1 protein-coding gene is annotated in these 1,251 nt (G+C 40.4%); it reads right to left on the reverse strand.

Annotated elements, in window-relative coordinates:
* A partial coding sequence (locus tag E5983_RS09110; RefSeq protein ID WP_160333500.1) for an IS110 family RNA-guided transposase occupies nt 1-1,175 on the reverse strand: 1,175 nt, incomplete at its 3' end.
* Nucleotides 1,176-1,251 lie beyond the last annotated feature (76 nt).

Below are 1,251 nucleotides of genomic sequence, written 5' to 3' on the forward strand. Positions count from 1 at the left end.
TAAAGTTTATTGTGCGTTATGAGGTAATGGATCGTTCGAATGAGACGATGCATAGAGGCAATCACATGTGGCTTGGTTGAAGTCGCTTGTGATTGCTTTTTTCGTTTCTCATAAAAGTCCGCAATATGGCAGGGGTTGGTACGACTAGCCGAAATGATGTTGTAAATACACCTAAATAGAATTTTCCGTGCATAAGGATTCCCACGCTTCGTAATGTGTTCCTTGGCTAGATAGTCTCCAGATTCATAGTGTCTTAAATCAATACCGATAAAAGCATTTAGCTGATTCGCAGTTTTAAACCGACGAATATCCCCGAGTTCCCCGATAATACTGGTGGCAGTAGTTTCTGCAATTCCTGGAATAGACAATAAGATGTCGTATTCTGGTAAGAACTCAGCTAGACTCTTCATCTCATCCAGAGCAGCTTGCCTACAGTCCGATAATCGTTGTAATTCTTGAGTGTAGTAACGAGCTTGTTCGAGCATAGGAGAGTCTTTCTTAACAGCACAGTAAGACTGCTTAGCTAGACTAATAAGCTTTTCCGTCAACTCAGCGACTCGCTGGTCTGAAATCCGTTTGGATGTGGATCTGCGAATGGTAGCTTCTAATTCTTCGTTAGTCAAATCCAATACAAAATAACTGCTAGGAAAAGCAGTGACTAATTCCCAGTATTGATCCCCTTTTGGGCTTGATAGAATTCCTTCTAGCTCAGGAAAAGTGACTTGTAGGACCTTGTGAAGACGATTCTTAGCTCGAACGATATCATCTGTTAGATTTTGATAGAATCGACTGAGATCTCGCAGATTTTGATAGACCTCTTCTGAAACATGAGTTGGTTTTCTATTCAGAAGAAACTGAGACTGAGCTAATTTTTCAGCGTCTATCTTATCGGTTTTACGAACACGGAGTCCATCGAGTTGTTTCTTAGCCTCCAAAGGATTGAGCCGTGTATAGGCAAAGTTATGATCTTCGAGAAAAGCTTGAAGACGACGAGAATAGACTCCAGTTGCTTCAAAAATAATTTCTGGCTTCTGAACACTGTTCAAGTCATCTAGTAAACGAGAAAATCCAACACCATCGTTTGGTATGGTATAAGCATGAATTTTTTTCTGATTCACGAAAACTGCTACTTCTGAGCTCGCCTTACTCACATCAATTCCAAATACTGCCCGCATATTAGTTACCTCTTTGTCTTGAATGATTCCTTGTTTTAGTGATTTCATTTTCAATACACGACGTCTAGCGCCAAAT

It is taken from the genome of Streptococcus danieliae (genome assembly GCF_009767945.1).
Classification (GTDB): Bacteria; Bacillota; Bacilli; order Lactobacillales; family Streptococcaceae; genus Streptococcus; species Streptococcus danieliae.